Annotated in this window: 22 protein-coding genes and 2 pseudogenes; 22 read left to right on the forward strand and 2 right to left on the reverse strand. The window is 41.3% G+C overall.

Annotated elements, in window-relative coordinates; genetic code table 11:
• Positions 1-31 precede the first annotated feature (31 nt).
• The 7 genes from hfq (at position 32) to G9F48_RS04350 (ending at position 5,313) form a co-directional block, all read left to right on the forward strand.
• Positions 32-253: an RNA chaperone Hfq gene (gene hfq / locus G9F48_RS04320; RefSeq protein ID WP_003154064.1), complete on the forward strand. Its 222-nt coding sequence runs from the start codon at positions 32-34 to the stop codon at positions 251-253.
• Positions 254-349: 96 nt separating this feature from the next.
• Positions 350-625, forward strand: coding sequence for a YmzC family protein (locus G9F48_RS04325; protein WP_165409070.1), 276 nt, complete (start codon positions 350-352; stop codon positions 623-625).
• Between the two features lie 82 nt (positions 626-707).
• Positions 708-923 carry a hypothetical protein gene (locus G9F48_RS04330; RefSeq protein WP_003154062.1) on the forward strand — a complete coding sequence of 72 codons (216 nt, stop codon included), beginning with the start codon at positions 708-710 and terminating at the stop codon, positions 921-923.
• 259 nt (positions 924-1,182) lie between these two features.
• Positions 1,183-1,575: a class Ib ribonucleoside-diphosphate reductase assembly flavoprotein NrdI gene (gene nrdI / locus G9F48_RS04335; protein ID WP_003154061.1), complete on the forward strand. Its 393-nt coding sequence runs from the start codon at positions 1,183-1,185 to the stop codon at positions 1,573-1,575.
• Entirely contained in the window at positions 1,535-3,637 is a 2,103-nt protein-coding gene (gene nrdE, locus G9F48_RS04340; RefSeq protein ID WP_003154060.1) for a class 1b ribonucleoside-diphosphate reductase subunit alpha, read from the forward strand. Before nrdI ends, nrdE begins: the two co-directional genes overlap by 41 nt.
• Before the next feature lie 17 nt (positions 3,638-3,654).
• Positions 3,655-4,644 (forward strand): class 1b ribonucleoside-diphosphate reductase subunit beta, encoded by a 990-nt coding sequence (gene nrdF / locus G9F48_RS04345; RefSeq protein ID WP_165409071.1) that lies wholly within the window; start codon positions 3,655-3,657, stop codon positions 4,642-4,644.
• Positions 4,645-4,692: 48 nt separating this feature from the next.
• Entirely contained in the window at positions 4,693-5,313 is a 621-nt protein-coding gene (locus G9F48_RS04350) for a hypothetical protein (RefSeq protein ID WP_165409072.1), read from the forward strand.
• Between the two features lie 48 nt (positions 5,314-5,361).
• Here the strand turns inward: G9F48_RS04350 and G9F48_RS04355 are convergent, their stop codons facing one another.
• The gene (locus tag G9F48_RS04355; protein ID WP_165409073.1) at positions 5,362-6,120 is read right to left on the reverse strand and encodes an N-acetylmuramoyl-L-alanine amidase; all 759 of its coding nucleotides are present in this window, start codon (positions 6,118-6,120) and stop codon (positions 5,362-5,364) included.
• A gap of 306 nt (positions 6,121-6,426) precedes the next feature.
• On the opposite strand from G9F48_RS04355, the gene spoVK reads away from it, so the two are divergent.
• The 9 genes and pseudogenes from spoVK (at position 6,427) to G9F48_RS04405 (ending at position 13,757) form a co-directional block, all read left to right on the forward strand.
• Positions 6,427-7,395, forward strand: a complete 969-nt coding sequence (gene spoVK / locus G9F48_RS04365) for a stage V sporulation protein K (protein ID WP_015417523.1) — start codon at positions 6,427-6,429, stop codon at positions 7,393-7,395.
• 129 nt (positions 7,396-7,524) lie between these two features.
• A complete protein-coding gene (gene hflX / locus G9F48_RS04370; protein WP_015239904.1) occupies positions 7,525-8,787 on the forward strand; it encodes a GTPase HflX in 1,263 nt (420 codons plus the stop codon).
• Between the two features lie 16 nt (positions 8,788-8,803).
• Positions 8,804-10,069: a methionine gamma-lyase family protein gene (locus G9F48_RS04375; RefSeq protein ID WP_165409075.1), complete on the forward strand. Its 1,266-nt coding sequence runs from the start codon at positions 8,804-8,806 to the stop codon at positions 10,067-10,069.
• Positions 10,070-10,178: 109 nt separating this feature from the next.
• Positions 10,179-10,583 (forward strand): MerR family transcriptional regulator, encoded by a 405-nt coding sequence (locus G9F48_RS04380; protein WP_007410366.1) that lies wholly within the window; start codon positions 10,179-10,181, stop codon positions 10,581-10,583.
• Positions 10,584-10,640: 57 nt separating this feature from the next.
• On the forward strand, positions 10,641-11,975 hold the full coding sequence (gene glnA / locus G9F48_RS04385) for a type I glutamate--ammonia ligase (protein WP_003154048.1): 1,335 nt from the start codon (positions 10,641-10,643) through the stop codon (positions 11,973-11,975).
• A gap of 242 nt (positions 11,976-12,217) precedes the next feature.
• Positions 12,218-12,517: pseudogene (locus G9F48_RS19950) on the forward strand (hypothetical protein); the annotation flags it as partial.
• Positions 12,514-13,053: an ERCC4 domain-containing protein gene (locus G9F48_RS04395; RefSeq protein ID WP_165409076.1), complete on the forward strand. Its 540-nt coding sequence runs from the start codon at positions 12,514-12,516 to the stop codon at positions 13,051-13,053. The pseudogene G9F48_RS19950 and the gene G9F48_RS04395, both read left to right, overlap by 4 nt.
• A 29-nt stretch (positions 13,054-13,082) precedes the next feature.
• Positions 13,083-13,598: a putative metallopeptidase gene (locus G9F48_RS04400; RefSeq protein ID WP_165409077.1), complete on the forward strand. Its 516-nt coding sequence runs from the start codon at positions 13,083-13,085 to the stop codon at positions 13,596-13,598.
• Entirely contained in the window at positions 13,599-13,757 is a 159-nt protein-coding gene (locus G9F48_RS04405) for a hypothetical protein (protein WP_165409078.1), read from the forward strand.
• A 107-nt stretch (positions 13,758-13,864) separates the two neighbouring features.
• On the opposite strand, the gene G9F48_RS04410 is transcribed toward G9F48_RS04405, so the two are convergent.
• Positions 13,865-14,182: a hypothetical protein gene (locus tag G9F48_RS04410; RefSeq protein ID WP_165409079.1), complete on the reverse strand. Its 318-nt coding sequence runs from the start codon at positions 14,180-14,182 to the stop codon at positions 13,865-13,867.
• 172 nt (positions 14,183-14,354) lie between these two features.
• Between G9F48_RS04410 and G9F48_RS04415 the strand changes: the two are divergent.
• The 6 genes and pseudogenes from G9F48_RS04415 to G9F48_RS04440 all read left to right on the forward strand — a co-directional run bounded on the left by G9F48_RS04415 (position 14,355) and on the right by G9F48_RS04440 (position 18,865).
• Positions 14,355-14,730, forward strand: a pseudogene (locus tag G9F48_RS04415) (ArpU family phage packaging/lysis transcriptional regulator).
• A 108-nt stretch (positions 14,731-14,838) separates the two neighbouring features.
• Positions 14,839-15,468: a hypothetical protein gene (locus G9F48_RS04420; RefSeq protein WP_229991844.1), complete on the forward strand. Its 630-nt coding sequence runs from the start codon at positions 14,839-14,841 to the stop codon at positions 15,466-15,468.
• 694 nt (positions 15,469-16,162) lie between these two features.
• Positions 16,163-16,762: a hypothetical protein gene (locus G9F48_RS04425; RefSeq protein ID WP_032859058.1), complete on the forward strand. Its 600-nt coding sequence runs from the start codon at positions 16,163-16,165 to the stop codon at positions 16,760-16,762.
• Between the two features lie 80 nt (positions 16,763-16,842).
• The gene (locus G9F48_RS04430; protein ID WP_025851137.1) at positions 16,843-17,052 is read left to right on the forward strand and encodes a hypothetical protein; all 210 of its coding nucleotides are present in this window, start codon (positions 16,843-16,845) and stop codon (positions 17,050-17,052) included.
• Positions 17,053-17,081: 29 nt separating this feature from the next.
• The gene (locus tag G9F48_RS04435) at positions 17,082-17,453 is read left to right on the forward strand and encodes a YrdB family protein (protein WP_032861248.1); all 372 of its coding nucleotides are present in this window, start codon (positions 17,082-17,084) and stop codon (positions 17,451-17,453) included.
• 236 nt (positions 17,454-17,689) lie between these two features.
• Positions 17,690-18,865: a PIN-like domain-containing protein gene (locus G9F48_RS04440; protein WP_165409080.1), complete on the forward strand. Its 1,176-nt coding sequence runs from the start codon at positions 17,690-17,692 to the stop codon at positions 18,863-18,865.
• The last annotated feature ends 533 nt before the right edge of the window (positions 18,866-19,398 follow it).

Consider the following 19,398-nt stretch of genomic DNA (forward strand, 5'->3'; position numbering starts at 1 on the left):
GTATTGTATTGAGAACCAAGGAGGACGAAACATGAAACCGATTAATATTCAAGATCAGTTTTTGAATCAAATCCGAAAAGACAATACGTTCGTCACGGTGTTTTTACTCAACGGCTTTCAGCTTCGCGGCCAGGTAAAAGGCTTTGACAACTTTACCGTTTTGCTCGAAACGGAGGGGAAGCAGCAGCTTATTTATAAACATGCCATCTCCACGTTCGCCCCGCAAAAAAACGTCCAGCTTGAGCTTGAATAGACTTTTTGACAAAGACCATGAACAATGGTCTTTTTCTATGCGCGTCTGTATATTGCAGGCCGTATATCGGAAAGATAAAAGGGGGTACGGAAAATCGTGTTCGAAAGTGAAAATGAACTGAGAAGAATCAGGATTACGCTCGTTTGGATCGCTGTTTTTTTGCTGTTTGGAGCTTGCAGCAATCACGAGACGGTGGTGACGGATGATGACGGCGGCTTGGCGGATGCCGAACCGCAGACAGAAGGCATGGTGCAGCTGGAACATAATCGTTTCGGCATTGTCGAGGACGGTTACTTAAAAATATACCGCTATGATGAAAAAGCGAATAAAATCGAACTGAAAAAAGAAACGGCGCTGGATGAGCTTGAATAAATTTCACAAGCGTTCGAATTTACAAAGCGGGCCGCACAAGCTACACTAAGTACTGACATTGATCATGCAGAGGGTGAGACGATTGAAACACAAGGTGATAATCAACCATTGGGAAGAAACTTGTGAAGATGATTCCTGCTATGAATATGGAACCAGCATCATCGTTGACGGCAAAGAACTGATCAGAGAGGCTTCCATCACAAGCGCTCTGAAAGCCGTACTGAAAGAAATCGGTGCTGATGTGGAGATTGAAGAAACCGTTGAAAGCGAAAAAAAATGTGATTCTTACAAAAAATAAGAATAAAAGTCTAGACTACTAAGCAGTTTTTTTTCATGTTATGATAGACATCGGCTTACACATGACACCTTGAGTAGGATGAGAGATGATTCTCGTTCTGCTCTCTTTTTTGGGCGTTAATCGGGCCGGAGCCAAAGTCCGCTCTTTCAAAAATATGAATTTTTTATAAATCGATCTCAATATGTTGTGTTTTTCTGAGAGGTTAGTATACTATATATAGTGTTAAGAGATTCATTATTTTTGATAGGTCGTGATAAGGATGGTTCAAATCATATTTGATTCAAAGACAGGGAATGTTCAGCGTTTTGTGAATAAAACAGACTTTCAGCTGATCCGCAAGGTGGACGAAACGGACCACGTGGACACTCCGTTTGTTTTGGTCACCTACACGACAAACTTCGGTCAGGTACCGGCATCAACACAATCATTTCTCGAAAAATACGCCCATCTCTTATTAGGAGTCGCTGCGAGCGGCAACAAAGTATGGGGCGATAACTTTGCAAAAAGCGCCGATACCATCTCTAGACAATATCAGGTGCCGATCTTGCACAAATTTGAACTCAGCGGCACATCTAAAGACGTTGAATTGTTTACTCAGGAGGTAGAAAGAGTTGTCACAAAATCAAGTGCCAAAATGGATCCAGTTAAATAACGAAATCATGATCCAACAAGATGGAAAATTCCAGTTTGATAAAGATAAAGAGGCTGTACATAGCTATTTTGTAGACTATATCAATCAAAACACAGTTTTCTTTCACGATTTAAAAGAGAAGCTGGATTATTTGATTGAAAACCAATACTACGAAGAGGAATTCTTAAGCCTTTATTCTTTTGAAGACATTAAAGAAGTGTTTAAGACAGCTTACGCTAAGAAGTTTCGTTTTCCTTCCTTCATGAGTGCGTTTAAATTCTATAATGACTATGCTTTGAAAACGAATGACAAGAAAAAAATCCTCGAGCGTTATGAGGACCGGATCTCAATTGTTGCGCTGTTCTTCGCAAACGGCGACACTGAGAAAGCAAAAGAATATGTGAACTTGATGATCAATCAGGAATATCAGCCGAGCACACCGACATTTTTGAATGCCGGCAGAAAACGCCGCGGAGAACTTGTGAGCTGTTTCTTGCTCGAAGTCAATGATTCCTTAAACGACATTTCAAGAGCGATCGATATTTCCATGCAGCTTTCTAAACTGGGCGGCGGGGTTTCTCTTAACCTGTCCAAGCTCCGCGCGAAAGGTGAAGCCATTAAAGATGTTGAGAATGCCACAAAAGGCGTTGTAGGCGTCATGAAGCTTCTTGATAACGCGTTCCGTTACGCTGACCAAATGGGGCAAAGACAAGGCTCTGGCGCGGCGTACTTAAACATTTTCCACCGCGATATCAATGACTTTCTTGATACGAAAAAGATTTCTGCGGATGAAGATGTGCGTGTCAAAACGCTTTCTATCGGTGTCGTCATTCCGGATAAGTTCGTTGAGCTTGCACGTGAGGACAAAGCGGCTTATGTATTCTATCCGCACACGATTTATAAAGAATACGGCCAGCATATGGATGAGATGGACATGACGGCGATGTATGAGGAGCTTGTCGACAACCCGCGTGTCAAAAAAGAAAAAGTGAATGCGCGCAAATTGCTTGAAAAGCTTGCCGTTCTCCGTTCTGAGTCAGGTTATCCATACATTATGTTCCAGGACAACGTAAACAAAGAGCATGCGAATAACCACGTATCAAAAGTGAAATTCTCGAACCTTTGCTCTGAAGTGCTTCAGGCGTCACAGGTTTCGGCTTACACAGATTATGACGAGGAAGACGAAATCGGCCTGGACATTTCCTGCAACCTTGGTTCATTAAATATTTTGAATGTCATGAAACATAAATCGATTGAGCGCACGGTGAAACTCGCGACGGATTCCCTGACTCATGTATCTGAGACGACGGATATCCGCAACGCGCCGGCAGTCAGACGCGCGAACAAAGCGATGAAGTCCATCGGTTTAGGCGCTATGAACCTTCACGGTTACCTGGCCCAAAACGGCATCGCGTATGAAAGCCCGGAAGCAAGAGATTTCGCGAATACGTTCTTTATGATGGTGAACTTTTATTCCATTCAGCGTTCAGCTGAGCTTGCGAAAGAAAAAGGCGAAACGTTTGAGCATTATGAAGGCTCCACTTATGCAACGGGAGAATATTTCAATAAATACATCGAAAAAGAGTTCTCACCGGCATACGAAAAAATCGCTGCGCTCTTTGAAGGCATGCACATTCCGACAATCGAAGACTGGAAAGAGCTGAAGGCGTTTGTCGCTGAAAACGGCATGTACCACAGCTACAGACTGTGCATCGCGCCGACAGGCTCCATTTCCTATGTCCAATCCAGCACGGCGTCCGTTATGCCGATCATGGAACGGATCGAAGAAAGAACATACGGAAATTCAAAAACGTATTACCCGATGCCGGGGTTAGCGTCTAATAACTGGTTCTTCTACAAAGAAGCTTATGATATGGACATGTTCAAAGTGGTGGATATGATCGCGACAATCCAGCAGCATATCGATCAGGGAATCAGCTTTACCCTGTTTTTGAAAGATACGATGACAACTCGTGATCTGAATCGTATTGATCTGTATGCCCACCATAGAGGCATCAAAACCATTTACTATGCAAGAACGAAAGATACCGGGCAGGACAGCTGTCTTTCTTGTGTCGTTTGATTAAAGGAGAGTTTACAGTGACAAAAATTTATGACGCAGCAAACTGGTCAAAGCATGAAGATGATTTCACCCAAATGTTTTACAACCAAAATGTAAAACAGTTTTGGCTTCCGGAAGAGATCGCATTAAACGGCGATCTTCTCACTTGGAAGTATTTGGGTAAAAATGAGCAGGATACGTACATGAAGGTGCTCGCCGGCCTGACACTGCTTGATACAGAGCAGGGGAACACGGGCATGCCGATTGTGGCCGAGCACGTCGAGGGCCATCAGCGAAAAGCGGTTCTTAATTTCATGGCGATGATGGAAAATGCGGTGCACGCAAAATCATATTCAAATATTTTTATGACGCTTGCTCCGACTGAAACGATTAATGAAGTATTTGAATGGGTTAAACAAAATAAATATTTGCAGAAAAAAGCGCAAATGATTGTCGGGCTTTACAAAGCCATTCAAAAAGATGATGAAATTTCACTGTTCAAAGCGATGGTTGCTTCCGTCTATCTGGAAAGCTTCCTTTTCTACAGCGGTTTCTATTATCCGTTATATTTCTACGGACAAGGAAAACTGATGCAAAGCGGTGAGATCATTAACCTGATCCTTCGTGACGAAGCGATTCACGGCGTGTATGTCGGTCTCCTTGCTCAGGAAATTTATAATAAACAGACAGAAGAGAAAAAAGCGGAACTTCGCGAATTTGCGGTTGAGCTTTTAGAAGAGCTTTATCACAATGAGCTTGAATATACAGAGGATCTCTACGACCAAGTCGGGCTGTCTCATGACGTAAAGAAATTCATCCGCTATAACGCCAATAAAGCTTTGATGAACTTAGGGTTCGATCCTTACTTTGAAGAAGAGGATATTAATCCGATCGTATTAAACGGATTAAACACCAAAACAAAATCACATGATTTCTTCTCCATGAAAGGGAACGGCTACAAAAAGGCGACGGTAGAACCGATTAAGGACGAAGATTTTTATTTTGGCCAAGATGAAGAGCAGATATAATATCTGCTCTTTTGGCTTGAGTGGAGAGGTAAGACAGGAGGAACGGGCATGAATAAAATGGATGAAATCATCTTGGCTGCACCGCGGAGTGACGTCTTTCAAAACGAAATGCTGACATTTCAGGGAGTCAACAGCGAGGATGAACGTATCATAAAAATTATGGCTCAAATTGAGGCGCATTTTTTTGAAATCAGAAGAGGCGACGCGGAAGAAGACCCTCGATTTAAACAGCCGATTCCGTATGTCGTCATCCGCCGCGACGATGAGGTATTTGTGTATGAGCGGCTCGCGGGCGGAGGGGAATCGCGCCTCCATAATAAGCTTTCTCTCGGCTTCGGCGGACACATGAACCCTATGGAAGGGGCGGCTTCATTTTCGGAAGTGCTGAAACAGAACACCGACCGGGAGCTGGCGGAAGAACTGTACATTCGCGAGGAGGACAAACAAAACATTGTCACACTCGGCCTGATCAATGATGATGAAAACGATGTAGGGAAGGTGCATATCGGCATCCTTTCTGCGCTCCAGTTAGCGCCTGCGGCACAAGTCGAAGTGAAAGAAAAAGATCAAATCGCCGGGCGCTGGATGAAACTGAGCGAACTGAAAGAGGAAAATGTGTATCAGCGTCTTGAAGCTTGGTCTAAGTTTGTCGCCGATATACTTCAATAACAAAAACCCCCGTTCGTCCCAAAAAGGGAGAGCAGGGGTTTTTTTCATTTAGTCTTGCACAATGAAGGCATCAAATCCGGCTTTTTCGGCCCGCGCTGCCAACGCTTCAGCATAATCTCTGGAAGAGAATGCGCCGATCTGCACTTTGAAGAAGCCGCCTTTTGGAAGCACAATCGCGTCAAAACCTTTAGACACCGCATCGGCGGCAAGCGCATCAGCATTTGCTTTCACTTTGAATGCGCCGATTTGCACTTTATATAAGTCAGCCTTTTTTTTTAGACCGAAAGCTTGCTTCAAGCCCTTGGCATGTCCTCTTGCAAGGCTTTCAATAAAACTGGCTGTTTTCAGTTTGTTTGCATCAGCTGACGTATCAACAAAACCATTCTCCGTCAAAATCGCCGGCATACTTGTCTCCCGCAGCACATGGAAGTTGGCTGTTTTTTTTCCGCGGTCATTAAAACCCGATGCTTGAATTACTTGCGTGTGGACGGCTGATTGGTAAGTCGAGGTCGGCGCTCCGACACCGGGGTAAATATAGCTTTCGAATCCGGTTCCGCCTCCTGAGTTAATATGAATGGATAAAAAATAATCTGCGCCCCAGCTGTTGGCGGCATCCGTTCTTTCCGTCAGGCTGACCGTCTTATCGCTTGTCCTGCTCATCGTGACAGAAACTCCTTCATACTCATTCGTCAGAATCGTGCGCAAAGCCAGTGCGATCTCCAGCGTGACCGCTTTTTCCTGAAGTCCGTTTCCGGTTGCACCTGAATCAGTTCCGCCATGACCGGGGTCTATAAAAATTTTAACCATTCTCCATCACCTCATTACAGCATATGATGATATTCAAAAGGTGCTTGTACGGCTGTCATTCATGAAAAAAATGAGAAATACACCCAACACTTCCCGGAAAATAAAAATAAATGGTTTGTCCTCCCGTTTTTGCTGAATACAATAAGAAATGAAAAATATTTCTCGGGAAAGCGCAGGATTCAACATCATTCCCGAAGAGAACGGAAAAAGTGACAGATAAAGAGGAAAACGGGCCTCATGATGATAGGCGGATGTCACGGAACCGCTTCATCATGAGTAAGATAAAGAGAGAACAGAGAGGTGAGCATGTTGGAGCGCGCTGTAACCTATAAAAATAACGGACAAATTAACATCATTCTTAATGGCCAAAAGCAAGTGCTGACAAATGCAGAAGCTGAGGCGGAATATCAGGCCGCCCTGCAAAAAAATGAAGCCAAGCACAGCATTCTGAAAGAAATTGAAAAAGAAATGAACACATTAGTGGGTATGGAAGAAATGAAGCGCAACATTAAAGAAATTTACGCGTGGATATTCGTCAACCAAAAACGGGCCGAACAAGGGCTGAAAGTCGGAAAACAAGCTCTTCATATGATGTTCAAAGGGAACCCCGGCACCGGGAAAACCACTGTCGCGAGACTGATCGGCAAGCTTTTCTTCGAAATGAACGTTCTTTCCAAAGGACATCTGATCGAAGCGGAACGTGCCGATCTCGTCGGTGAATACATCGGACATACGGCGCAAAAAACGAGAGATCTGATTAAAAAATCGCTCGGGGGCATTTTATTCATTGATGAAGCATACTCACTTGCAAGGGGCGGAGAAAAGGATTTCGGTAAAGAGGCGATTGATACGCTTGTCAAACATATGGAAGACAAACAGCATGAATTTATTCTGATCCTGGCAGGGTACTCGAGAGAAATGACACATTTCCTGTCATTAAATCCCGGCCTGCAATCGCGTTTTCCTATCAGCATCGATTTTCCGGATTACTCTGTCACTCAGCTGATGGACATCGCAAAGCGCATGATAGCAGAGCGGGAGTATCAATTAAGCCAGGAAGCCGAGTGGAAGTTAAAAGATTACTTAATGACAGTGAAAAGCACGACAAGCCCCATTAAATTCAGCAACGGGCGCTTTGTCAGAAACGTGATTGAAAAATCAATCCGCGCTCAGGCCATGAGGCTTTTAATGGGAGACCAATACTTAAAAAACGATTTAATGACGATCAAGAGCCAGGATTTACTTATAAAAGATGAGGCGGCAGCTCACGAATAGACCTCTCAGCCGGTCTGAGGGGTCTCTTTTTTATTTCTCTCTTTAAAACCCGCCGGATGTGTGGTATACGCCCTGCGGGTTTGGTATGATAGTACTACTGCCCAATACGACACAGAAAGGAACATCCATTTGAACGAACAGGAAGGAAAAAAAGAAACGGTCATTTTGGTCGGCTGCCAGCTTCCGCACATGACAGATGAGCACTTTGAACATTCCATGGAAGAGCTTGCTTCATTGACAAAAACGGCTGACGGAACGGTGCTGACCCGGATTACGCAAAAACGGAACAGAGCGGATGCCGCTACATATATAGGCAAGGGGAAAGTAGACGAGCTGAAGGCGCTGTGTGAAGAGCTTGAAGCGGATCTGGTCATTTTTAATGATGAACTGTCACCGAGTCAGCTTAAATCACTCGCCACTGCAATTGAAGCGAAGATCATCGACCGCACGCAGCTTATTTTGGATATTTTCGCAAAAAGGGCGAAGACGAGAGAAGGAAAGCTTCAGATCGAATTGGCCCAGCTTCAATACGCGCTGCCGCGTCTGAGCGGACAAGGAATCAATCTCTCAAGACAAGGCGGCGGAATCGGGACGAGAGGGCCCGGTGAGACAAAGCTTGAAACAGACCGGCGCCACATTAGAAACCGCATACACGAAATTAACGTGCAGCTTTCAACGGTTATCCGCCACAGAAGCCGTTATCGGGAGAGACGAAAAAAGAACGGCGTGCTTCAGGCTGCGCTCGTCGGGTATACCAATGCCGGAAAATCAACATGGTTCAATCAATTAACGAGCTCAGACAGCTATGAAGAAGATCTGCTGTTTGCAACACTTGATCCGATGACGAGAAAGATGGCGCTCCCAAGCGGCTACAGCGTCCTTTTGTCTGATACGGTCGGCTTCATTCAGGATCTGCCGACGACGCTGATTGCCGCTTTCCGCTCAACGCTTGAGGAAGTGAAGGAAGCAGACTTGATCATTCATGTCATTGATTCATCCAATGAAGATTATGCCGGACATGAACAGACGGTCCTCGGTCTGTTAAAAGAGCTTGAGGCAGATGATATTCCGGTGCTGACCGCTTATAACAAACGTGATGAGACACTTCCTGACTTCATCCCGACAGCGGGAGAAGGCCACATCATGATCAGCGCCAGAATCGCCGGGGATGAAGCAAAACTAAAAGCGGAAATCGAAGCTTATTTGCGACGGGAGCTGATGACGCCGTATGAAGTTCATGTGCCTGCCGCCGAAGGCAAATTGATGTCGCGCATCAAATCAGAGACCATGATCGACAGCCTTTATTTTAATGAAGAAAATGAACGCTACGAAGTCTCAGGTTATGTACAGGAAGAACAAAGCATACTCGGAGAACTGAAGAAATTCATGTAAGGAAGGTATACACAACATGTTTGACATACTGACCCACGGCGCTCTTTTACAAAAAACCGCCGAAGAAACAGAAGCGGAAATCTCCGCCGTTCATAAAAGAATAGAAGAAATCAGTGAACGGAATGAATGGAGAGTCCTGCAAAGCTACAGAAAACATAAAGTAAGCGATACGCATTTTACGCCTTCAACCGGATACGGTTATGATGATATCGGACGAGATACACTGGAGAAGATCTATGCTGATGTGTTCGGAGGAGAGGCGGGACTCGTGCGGCCGCAAATCATTTCCGGAACGCATGCGATTTCAATCGCGCTCTTCGGTGTGCTGAGACCCGGGGACGAATTACTTTATATAACAGGCAAGCCTTACGATACACTCGAGGAAATCGTCGGAGTAAGAGGCGGGGAGTATTCAGGCTCGCTGAAGGAATTTCAAATCGGATACAATGCAGTCGATTTAACATCAGAAGGCAGAGTTGACTTTGAAGCGGTCCGGGCTGCAATCCGGCCGAATACAAAAGTGATCGGCATCCAGCGCTCAAAAGGATATGCGAATCGTCCGTCTTTCAGAATAAATGAAATTGAAGAGATGATTCGTTTCGTAAAGGAAATCAAAGAAGATGTCATTGTTTTTGTGGACAATTGCTACGGAGAATTTGCAGAAGAGCGGGAACCCTGCCACGTCGGAGCGGATCTTATGGCCGGCTCCCTGATTAAAAACCCGGGCGGCGGCCTTGCTAAAACGGGCGGCTATCTTGTAGGGAAAGCCAAGTGGATTGAGGCCTGCTCTTACCGGATGACCTCCCCGGGAATCGGAAGTGAAGCCGGGGCTTCGCTTTATTCGCTGCAGGAAATGTATCAAGGTTTCTTTCTCGCTCCGCATGTAGTGGCGCAAAGCTTGAAGGGAGCGGTATTTACCGCCCGTTTTCTTGAAAAGCTCGGCTTTACGTCAAACCCTGCATGGAATGCGCCGAGAACGGATCTGATTCAATCAGTTGAGTTTCAGGACCCTGATAAGATGATCGCTTTTTGCCAGGCGATACAATATGCTTCACCGATTAATGCGCATGTGACGCCTTATCCGAGCTATATGCCGGGATATGAAGACGATGTCATTATGGCAGCGGGCACTTTCGTACAGGGGGCAAGCATTGAATTATCAGCAGATGGACCTATCAGACCGCCTTATGTCGCGTATGTCCAAGGAGGATTAACCTACGCGCACGTGAAAAATGCGATTTGCAGCGCCGTAAATGCTTTAATGGAAAAAGAGCTGATTTAGGCCGGTTGCAATTTTCAAAGAATTTGATGTTAAGATTCCTTACATTGTATTGACACAAAATATAACATCACCTATAATGAGACTAAGATAAGAAAAGGAGGAAATTGAGATGAGTGATAACATTCGCCGCTCAATGCCTTTATTTCCAATTGGGATTGTCATGCAGTTAACAGAACTTTCTGCCCGGCAAATTCGATATTATGAGGAAAATGGATTGATATTTCCAGCGAGAAGCGAAGGAAATAGACGATTATTTTCATTCCATGATGTAGATAAACTGTTAGAAATCAAAAATCTGATTGAACAAGGCGTCAATATGGCGGGGATCAAACAAATTCTGGATAAGGCATCTGCCGAACCGGAAGAAAAATCCGAAAAAACCGCCAAACCGATGAAGCACAATCTGTCTGATGACGAACTCAGAAAGCTTCTGAAAAACGAACTGATGCAGGCAGGCCGTTTCCAGCGGGGAAATACTTTCCGCCAAGGTGACATGTCCCGATTCTTTCATTAATCCGTTAGCAACTGTTTTGCTATATACATTTACCTTTTAGAGGAGGAGTTTTACGAAATGGCAAAGTACACAAGAGAAGACATCGTAAAATTAGTAAATGAGGAAAACGTAAAGTATATCCGCCTTCAATTCACAGACATTCTCGGAACGATTAAAAACGTGGAAATTCCTGTGAGCCAGCTTGAAAAAGCACTTGATAATAAATGCATGTTCGACGGTTCTTCCATCGAAGGTTTCGTCCGTATCGAAGAGTCTGATATGTACTTATATCCTGATCTGAACACTTTTGTAATCTTCCCGTGGACGGCTGAAAAAGGTAAAGTAGCACGCTTCATCTGTGACATTTACAATCCGGACGGCACGCCGTTCGAAGGTGACCCGCGTAACAACCTCAAACGGATTCTGAAAGAAATGAAAGAACTCGGTTTCAGCGATTTCAATCTTGGACCTGAGCCTGAATTCTTCCTGTTTAAATTAGATGAAAAAGGCGAACCGACGCTTGAATTGAACGATAAAGGCGGATACTTCGACCTGGCTCCGACTGACTTGGGAGAAAACTGCCGCCGCGATATCGTGCTTGAGCTTGAAGAAATGGGCTTTGAAATCGAAGCATCTCACCATGAAGTTGCTCCGGGCCAGCACGAAATCGATTTTAAATATGCCGGTGCCATCCGTTCTTGTGACGACATCCAAACTTTCAAACTGGTTGTCAAAACGATCGCCCGCAAACACGGTCTGCATGCGACATTCATGCCAAAACCGCTGTTCGGCGTAAACGGTTCCGGTATGCACTGCAACCTATCACTCTTTAAAGATAACGTTAACGCATTCTTTGATAAAGACGCTGATCTTCAGCTGAGTGAAACAGCAAAACATTTCATTGCCGGTATCGTAAAACACGCGACAAGCTTTACGGCTGTCACAAACCCGACAGTGAACTCTTACAAACGCCTTGTTCCGGGCTATGAAGCACCTTGCTACGTGGCATGGAGCGCACAAAACAGAAGCCCGCTGATCCGTATCCCGGCTTCCCGCGGCATCAGCACGCGTGTTGAAGTCCGCAGCGTAGACCCGGCGGCAAACCCGTACTTGGCGTTAAGCGTATTGCTTGCAGCAGGCCTTGACGGAATCAAAAACAAACTTGAAGCACCGGCTCCGATTGACCGCAACATCTACGTCATGAGCAAAGAAGAGCGCATGGAAAACGGCATCGTAGATCTTCCGGCGACACTGGCGGAAGCTCTCGACGAATTCAAATCAAACGAAGTCATGGTTGCAGCGCTCGGCGAGCACCTGTTCGAGCACTTCATCGAAGCAAAAGAAATCGAATGGGATATGTTCCGCACGCAAGTTCACCCTTGGGAGCGCGAACAATACATGTCTCAGTATTAATCTCTCAATCCCTTGGCACTATTGGTGTCAGGGGATTTTTTTGTTTATTAACAAGTTTAATAACTTAATATAAATCAAGTATCACCCACAAAACACCCACAAAAAATTAATAAAATATTACTCCAAAATTGTGGAGATATAATCCTCGTACTTATTCATTGAATCTCTGTCAATTTTTTTGCTGATGTAGTGAGTAAATATCTGACGTCACTTGAATACTTTTATGCCCCAGTGGTTCTTGTATTATCCGGTATTTGAAAGGTGAATACTCGGATCATGAACATAATGTAAAACAGACCATAGATAAAATTATTAATTATTACATGGGCATTGATCAAGATATTAATAGAAAAATAGACGACTGGTTCAATCATGATTTTGAATCAGTTATGAAAGTGATGAAATTACTCGTTCTCTTTTGGGAGAACGGATGGAGGGAGCTAAAAGAATCCGTTTCAAACTTTGAGAGCGAGGAAACGGACCAGCTTTCCATAGAAATTTATGATCGGGCCATGTCGTATTTTAAGGGGAAGAAAGCATGACAATTATTCACTATAACTATTCGGAAACTGAGTTAAAAGAAATTCTGAACAGCATGGTCATAATTGTGGACACACGAGAGCAAAAGAACCAGCACGTGCTTGAGTATCTCCGCAAAAAGAAAGCTTTAATTAAATTCAAAGGGATGAAAACAGGCGACTATTCCGCAATGATTCCAAAAAACGAAGAATACGGAATCAGCCGGGACATGTATTTGAATGCAGCCATAGAACGGAAAAACGGAGTGGACGAGCTGGTTCAGTCGATAAAAGACCGCTCCCGTTTTGAAAATGAATTGATTCGGGCGTCAAGGCATCCTTTCACACTTCTTGTGGAAGATCTGGAAGGGTACCAAAAGATTCTCAACGGTAAATATCGTTCAAAGTATGAACCGAAAGCGCTGCTGGGCAGCTTGAAAACATTTGAGGTGCGTTATGGCTTTTCAACAGTGTTTATCAGTCCTAACGCTACCGGTAATTACATTTATCATCACTTTCATTACATGGCTCGGGAACTGCTGAAAGGCGGGCTTGTATAAATCAATAAAAACCAAAGGGAGGAAGTAACATGGCATTTGTAGGTTTTGAGGAATCGAAGGAAGTACGGCAGCTCGCTGAAAGCATAATTGACGAGCATCACCCACATTTAAAAGACGCTAAACAGCAAATAGGTTTTTATCTCCGTGAGGGTAACAGCAAATGGGCAGGAAAGGCGAAAAAATGCACAGCGTTTGAACGACATATGACGGATTACATGCTATTCGTGTTTATCAATAAGGCTGCATGGAAGACGATGCCGGAGGAACAGCGCGCAGCCCTGGTAGATCATGAACTTTGCCATTTTACTCGAGAAGAATGGGAAGAGCCGAACCCGAAAGACCAAAGTAAATGGGTGACTGTATACGGCGCTGCCACTGATCCAGACAGCTGGGGCATCCGTGAGCATGATGTTGAGGAATTTTCTGAGATTATAGAGCGTCATGGTTTATGGGATACCGGAATTGAAACATTTGCCGAGGCTGTCCGTGAAGCTGATCACCAACTGACTATTTCGGATGTACAGCGTCTATCAAGGGTGAAATAAATGGGGGTAGTCAGAAAGTTTATCTTAGGGGATTTTGCATGCAGCGGAACTGAACATGAGTTTGTTTTAGTTATTAAAAATAAAATATATGGCCCCTTTAAGAATTGTAGATATAATGCTATTTTAAATGCTTTGGAAAATAATCTTATTATTGAATAAGATTATGATGAGGAAAACAAATAAAAAGATAAAGGGGCTATATTACAGCAGAGCATTGTGTAAACTCTGTTTAAATCTGTCAATAATTTTTTTCTGGATAGAAGAAACTACTCCATTCCACCATAAGATGCTACTCCATCAAACTTTCGTTGGCTGATTTGTACACCGTTTATTCTGCATTGTCCTGAAGGGTTTTGTATTGGATAGACTACATACAAATGTTCTCTACCACGCGAGTCAAAGAATACTCTGTGAATAAATACACGTGTACCAACTTTCCAAAATTCAGTGTCTGCAGGGGCTCTAACAATTTGGCCTACGCGACCTTCATACTTTCTTTGATCGTATTCATCATGAATCCGGTATGAATCAAGTTCTTGGTTAACTGGATATGGAACATAATAAGGGTAATACACTGGATACATTCTTAAACAGCTCCTTTGGAAAATTATTTTACAGTGGCATCTTATTTCCAAATTGTGTATGTTGTGCTGGGTAAATTTTATTGTTCTTGTTTTAGGTATTTAATCACGCACTTGAGTTCTTATAAACTTGATGTTGAATAAAACATTGCTTAATTATTAAAGGAGGACGGGTGTGACAGAACAACTTTCATTCCTTCATCCTGTGGATTTGAAGGCAGTCCGTAAAATCGTGATCAAAGAACTCAAAGATTATCGAGCATTAAAAGTACAGCTTGAGAATAAAAAGGAATCGGTTAACCTGGTATCAGCCCGTTTCCTTCAATCAGAGATTCTTTCATATTAAATGAACTTAAGGTTAAGCAGATGTAAAGGGCGTTAAAAAACAGCCTGGACGATGAAGAACGCATGATCATTGAGAAAAAAACTTAACAGCCAGCCAAACGAAAGACATTCATATTTATATGGAACTCGGCATGAAGAACGACACCTATTATGAAATAAAACAGCGTGCCATTTTACGTATTGCTACAGCACTCGGAATAATCTGAGTGTCTTTTTGTAGTAAGCAGTTGTGTAGGTGGGATTTCCTATTTTAACGTTATATGGTGTATTTTTCATTATGACTATGTTAGTCTCCTTAAAGGAGGGATAATAATTTGAAAACAAAAATAGTAAGCTTGTTTCTTGTATTGAGTTTAGTCTGCGGATTTGCACTTCCTTCTTATGCTAAGACATCGATGAATGAAAAGGTAAAAACCAATGTTTCTGGAATGAATGTTATAAGTCAGTCTGAAGGTGAAGCATCTTATACAATCGAATATGGCGGAAAACAGTATTTTATTGATCAAAAAATTCTAGATAAAGGAACCTCTAAAGAGTCGATTAAAGTTGATCAATATTTATTAACTGATGGCCATCGAACACTAGTCGATTCTGCTACAGTTAATATTTCCGATGAATCAAGTGAGATGTCAACTCTAGCAAAATGTAGAGGGAAACAAGGTGTTTCGGTAGCAATTCCTATAGTCAAGGTGAGCATGAATTCGTGTGTAATTAAAAAATTCTTAGATATTGTTGAGGATGCTGACGGTATTGCAGGAGCTATCGCCGGGATAACAGCATTGATAAAAAAAATACCTGGGATTTCAGTATATGCTGGAGCAATTGCAGGGGCAATGTTTGCTGGTAAGTATGCCATAAAAAAAGTATCCGATAATGGAAAGTATGGAATTTCTTATAATTGGATAATTGGTACCCCTGTTGTTGTACCTTGGAGAAATGGTTAATTATAAGGTGGTAATGTCAAATGAATCGTATATTAGTCTCAATAGCTATTATTATATTCCTGATTGAATATATTGTAGCTCCACTCACAGATATAGATACCGGAAAATACGGCACGTTTATAGGCTTAATATTATTGAGTATTACGGTTCTAAGACTATCTGATAATGACAAATCATAAACTTTTGAAGGGAGCAGACTTCGGTCTGCTCTTTTTTGTTTATTTTATTTGGGTGTAAAACGACAAATAAGCGACAAATTTCCGACAAAACAGGGGAAAATTGGGGGAGAAAAAGGGGGGACTATTTATGTTTGAAATCTCGATAAACTTAACCTATCGACGAAATACGATAAATAAAACTTATTGAAATACACGGGTGAATCGTCTTTCCCTTATCAAGACAGATTCGGATACGGAACAAAGGTGTTGAGGAATGAAGCCAAAACGAGAGGAGCATTCTGAACCTGGATAGCAACTAGTCTGAGGTGTCCGTATTGGGAGAATAGTGATATCGTGTTTCATTGTGCGATTTTGCTATACTTGGCTTCCTCTCGGAGTATGGGTGAGATCAATCTTTAAAAAGTGATTAACATAAGGGGGTAAAAGATTAGATTGCCTAAACTTTTTTCGACAAATTCTGCATACTATTCCATTGTCCTTTCCTTTCATCGATAATAAGGTAGGAGGGGATTAACTTGGATCAGTTTTCATTTGTACAAGATGCCGTAAGTAAAGGAAATGATTTATCTAGTGACTTGTTCGCTGTTTATATGGATATTGCATCGACATTTCAGAATTACGAAACAACCTTTAAGTATTTTTATGAAAAAATAAAAGAAGATGTTGAGGCTAGAAACAATTCAAACGGTGAACATTTATTAATAGAGCCGATTATAATTCCTTCTGTTTCCAGTGCGTTATTTACTGGAATATATGGTGATTTTGAATACTTTCTTAATTTAATTTGCAATGCTTATAAAACAAAACATGGTTATAAGATCGATCTAAAAGATATATCAGGAAATGGTATTGAAAGAGCTGTTTTGTATTTAACTAAGGTTGTTCAAGTTAGAGACTTAAAAAATACACCTGAATGGAATAAAATAAGGCACTGGAATAGAATTAGAAATATTATTGTGCACAATAATCGGGTTATTAGAAATAAAGAAGATAAAGATTCAATTATTTTTTTGAACCTTAATATTAATAAAAAGCAAAATAGAGTGTATCTTTTAATAGATGATTGCAAAAGGTTTCACGGTCTTATATTGAATTTTCTTAGGATATGTATTTGAGTAGTTTTTCGTTCGACAAATTCCGCGAATAGCTCCTTTGTCACGATCCTTAACCGATAATAAGGTGGGTGGTGAGGAAATTGAAACATCAAGAGAAGTATAGACTTTCAAAAATAATACAAAAATTAATTGATGAGGACATTGCTTTAAGAAAAGTAACCAATACTGTATCAGAAGAATTTGAAAAAGAAAGAACCGAAGAATTACAAGGGATAATTGAACATCTAGAAAAAAGCTCAAACCATTTAAAAGAATCTATTAAAGAAATTGAACAAATAACCTTGAAGTAATAGTCACCAAAGAATTAGAGTATTTGGAGCTGAATAATTTGAACCAAATTAATTTACTTCTAAGATTTTTGCTTGAAGTTGCTGCACTAATCTTTATCGGGTTATTTGCTTGGAGTCATTTCAATGGTTTTTTAAGATATGTTTTAACTTTAGTATTACCGATATTAGCAATGCTAATTTGGACTGTATTTGCAGTACCTAACGATCCAAGCCGAAGTGGTCAAACTGTAATAGCCGTAAATGGAGTTATAAGATTGATTATTGAATTACTGATCTTCGCAATAGCTGTTGCGGCGATTTACTTTAGTGATTTAAAAACAGTTAGTATTATCTTTTTTTGTTTAATAATACTACACTACATAGCTTTAGTTGAACGTATAAAATGGCTTCTAAATCAATAAAGCATCATTATAGATTCAGCACCCTTTATAGGGTGCTTTTTCATGTTCTCTGTAAACTGATTCCGGTAAATCTCAGGATAGACTATTGGCGGTTAACGGCTTGAGTGCGGTGGCAGTTTAGAAAGAATAAATATGTGATTTAAAGGGAATCGTTCGACAAATTTCGCGATTGGTTTCTTTTTGATATGCTTAACCGATAATATATAAGAATGAAAAATTTTGTAGGAGAGTTATGAATGAAGGATTGGAAACGATACTTATATCAACCAAAACCAGCTTCTGAGTTGCTAAAAGATGCGACAATTGTAATTGATACTAACGTTTTACTAGCCGCTTATCAGTGGAGAGAAGTAACAGTTAATAAAGTTTTAACAACTTTACAGCGATTAAAAGGTGAAGATAGACTTAGAATTCCTTTACAAGTTATAAAGGAATTTTCTAAGAATAGAACAAAAGAAATTAAACAACGAATGAATGATATAGACCAAGTCATATCTAAGTTACAAAGAGACAAAAATCCAATAAGAGAACGTGTTCCCATGCTTGAAGGAAAAGATATCCTTAAGAATATTGAGACTCTACAAGAGAATCATCATAGTGCCCTTAAAGAATATAAGGATGGATTAGTTGAGCTAAGAGACCATCTAAAAAAACTTTTTTATGAAGACCATTTCTTGGACAGTATTCTGGAAATTGCACAAGAGACGATTATTTTCCCACCGGATGGAAAAACCGATAAGGATCTGATGAAAGAGGCTGAAGAACGTTTTAAAAATAAAATTCCGCCGGGATATAAAGATAATCCTAAAGAGGAAAATAGTTCAGGAGATTTTATTATATGGTCTTCAATTCTTCAACTGGACACTGATGTGGTTTTTGTTAGTGGGGATAAAAAAAGTGATTGGGTCTATAAGGATAATAATGAAAACCCCATAGTTGCAAGGCGTGAATTAATTGAAGAATTCTTTATACAAACTGGTAAGGATTTTGCACATATTACCCCAAAAGATTTTATAACGTCTTTAAATTCAGATGTAAGTGAAGATGTAAGAGAAGACTTATCCAACTACAAAACAAAATTTAAAGTTGAGGACTCAGATGAATTAACTGTCATAGAACCAGTTAATTCTCAGGAGAAGTTAGATAAAATTACCCGAAGAATATTTGAACTCGTCGAAGATCTTTGTCAAAAAGAAGAGCTTAAAATAGAAGGCGATATATATAAAGCACTAAACTCCTTAGTTGCAAATAATATAATTAGTAGAAAAACTCGTGAAGAAATAGAAACAATCATAAAAATTAATAGAGATATTGATCTTGGTTTATTAGGTGTGAATGATTTCAGTGTTGGCTGGGCTATTTCAAAAGGGACGCATTGTATAAACAATATAACAAAATATCTACAAAATTAATGCTCTTTAAAAAGAGCATTTTTTTAGCAATTAAAGAAGTGATATTATTGCCACGTAAATATCTAAGAATATGCGCAGCCCCTCGGTGCCCCAGCTTTACCCGTGACCGATACTGTGATGCACACAAGGCACAGCAACAGAAAGAAACAAAACAATAACAATTTTTTATAAATCAATAGATTGGAAACGAACAAGACAACTTGCATTGATACGAGACAATTATCTTTGTCAGCATTGTTTGAAAGATCATTGCTTTACTCGTACGAAAGGCCATTACAGGGTGAAAATATTGTCCGATGTTTGTTTGCAAGCGATGTGCAGCGAACACTATAAGTAGACCTGAACTCATATATCAAATCAGCGTCATTCTCTTTCTAAGGCGGGGTAAACGCGAAAAAAATATTCGCATTCATGCTGCTGCTTTTGTTAAATGATTTTCTTTTTATCACAGGTGCAGCATTAGTTCACCCTTGGGAGCGCGAACAATACATGTCTCAGTATTAATCTCTCAATCCCTTGGCACTATTGGTGTC

The sequence above is a fragment of the Bacillus sp. EKM420B genome (assembly GCF_011065565.1).
In the GTDB taxonomy this organism is placed as follows: domain Bacteria; phylum Bacillota; class Bacilli; order Bacillales; family Bacillaceae; genus Bacillus; species Bacillus velezensis.

Bases quoted from the DNA above. Each gene is read 5' to 3' on its own strand.
- hfq (WP_003154064.1), top strand. From the start codon at position 32: ATGAAACCGATTAATATTCAAGATCAGTTTTTGAATCAAATCCGAAAA.
- nrdI (WP_003154061.1), top strand. From the start codon at position 1,183: ATGGTTCAAATCATATTTGATTCAAAGACAGGGAATGTTCAGCGTTTT.
- G9F48_RS04350 (WP_165409072.1), top strand. From the start codon at position 4,693: ATGAATAAAATGGATGAAATCATCTTGGCTGCACCGCGGAGTGACGTC.
- G9F48_RS04355 (WP_165409073.1), bottom strand. From the start codon at position 6,120: ATGGTTAAAATTTTTATAGACCCCGGTCATGGCGGAACTGATTCAGGT.
- spoVK (WP_015417523.1), top strand. From the start codon at position 6,427: ATGTTGGAGCGCGCTGTAACCTATAAAAATAACGGACAAATTAACATC.
- G9F48_RS04375 (WP_165409075.1), top strand. From the start codon at position 8,804: ATGTTTGACATACTGACCCACGGCGCTCTTTTACAAAAAACCGCCGAA.
- G9F48_RS04380 (WP_007410366.1), top strand. From the start codon at position 10,179: ATGAGTGATAACATTCGCCGCTCAATGCCTTTATTTCCAATTGGGATT.
- glnA (WP_003154048.1), top strand. From the start codon at position 10,641: ATGGCAAAGTACACAAGAGAAGACATCGTAAAATTAGTAAATGAGGAA.
- G9F48_RS04395 (WP_165409076.1), top strand. From the start codon at position 12,514: ATGACAATTATTCACTATAACTATTCGGAAACTGAGTTAAAAGAAATT.
- G9F48_RS04400 (WP_165409077.1), top strand. From the start codon at position 13,083: ATGGCATTTGTAGGTTTTGAGGAATCGAAGGAAGTACGGCAGCTCGCT.
- G9F48_RS04405 (WP_165409078.1), top strand. From the start codon at position 13,599: ATGGGGGTAGTCAGAAAGTTTATCTTAGGGGATTTTGCATGCAGCGGA.
- G9F48_RS04410 (WP_165409079.1), bottom strand. From the start codon at position 14,182: ATGTATCCAGTGTATTACCCTTATTATGTTCCATATCCAGTTAACCAA.
- G9F48_RS04440 (WP_165409080.1), top strand. From the start codon at position 17,690: ATGAAGGATTGGAAACGATACTTATATCAACCAAAACCAGCTTCTGAG.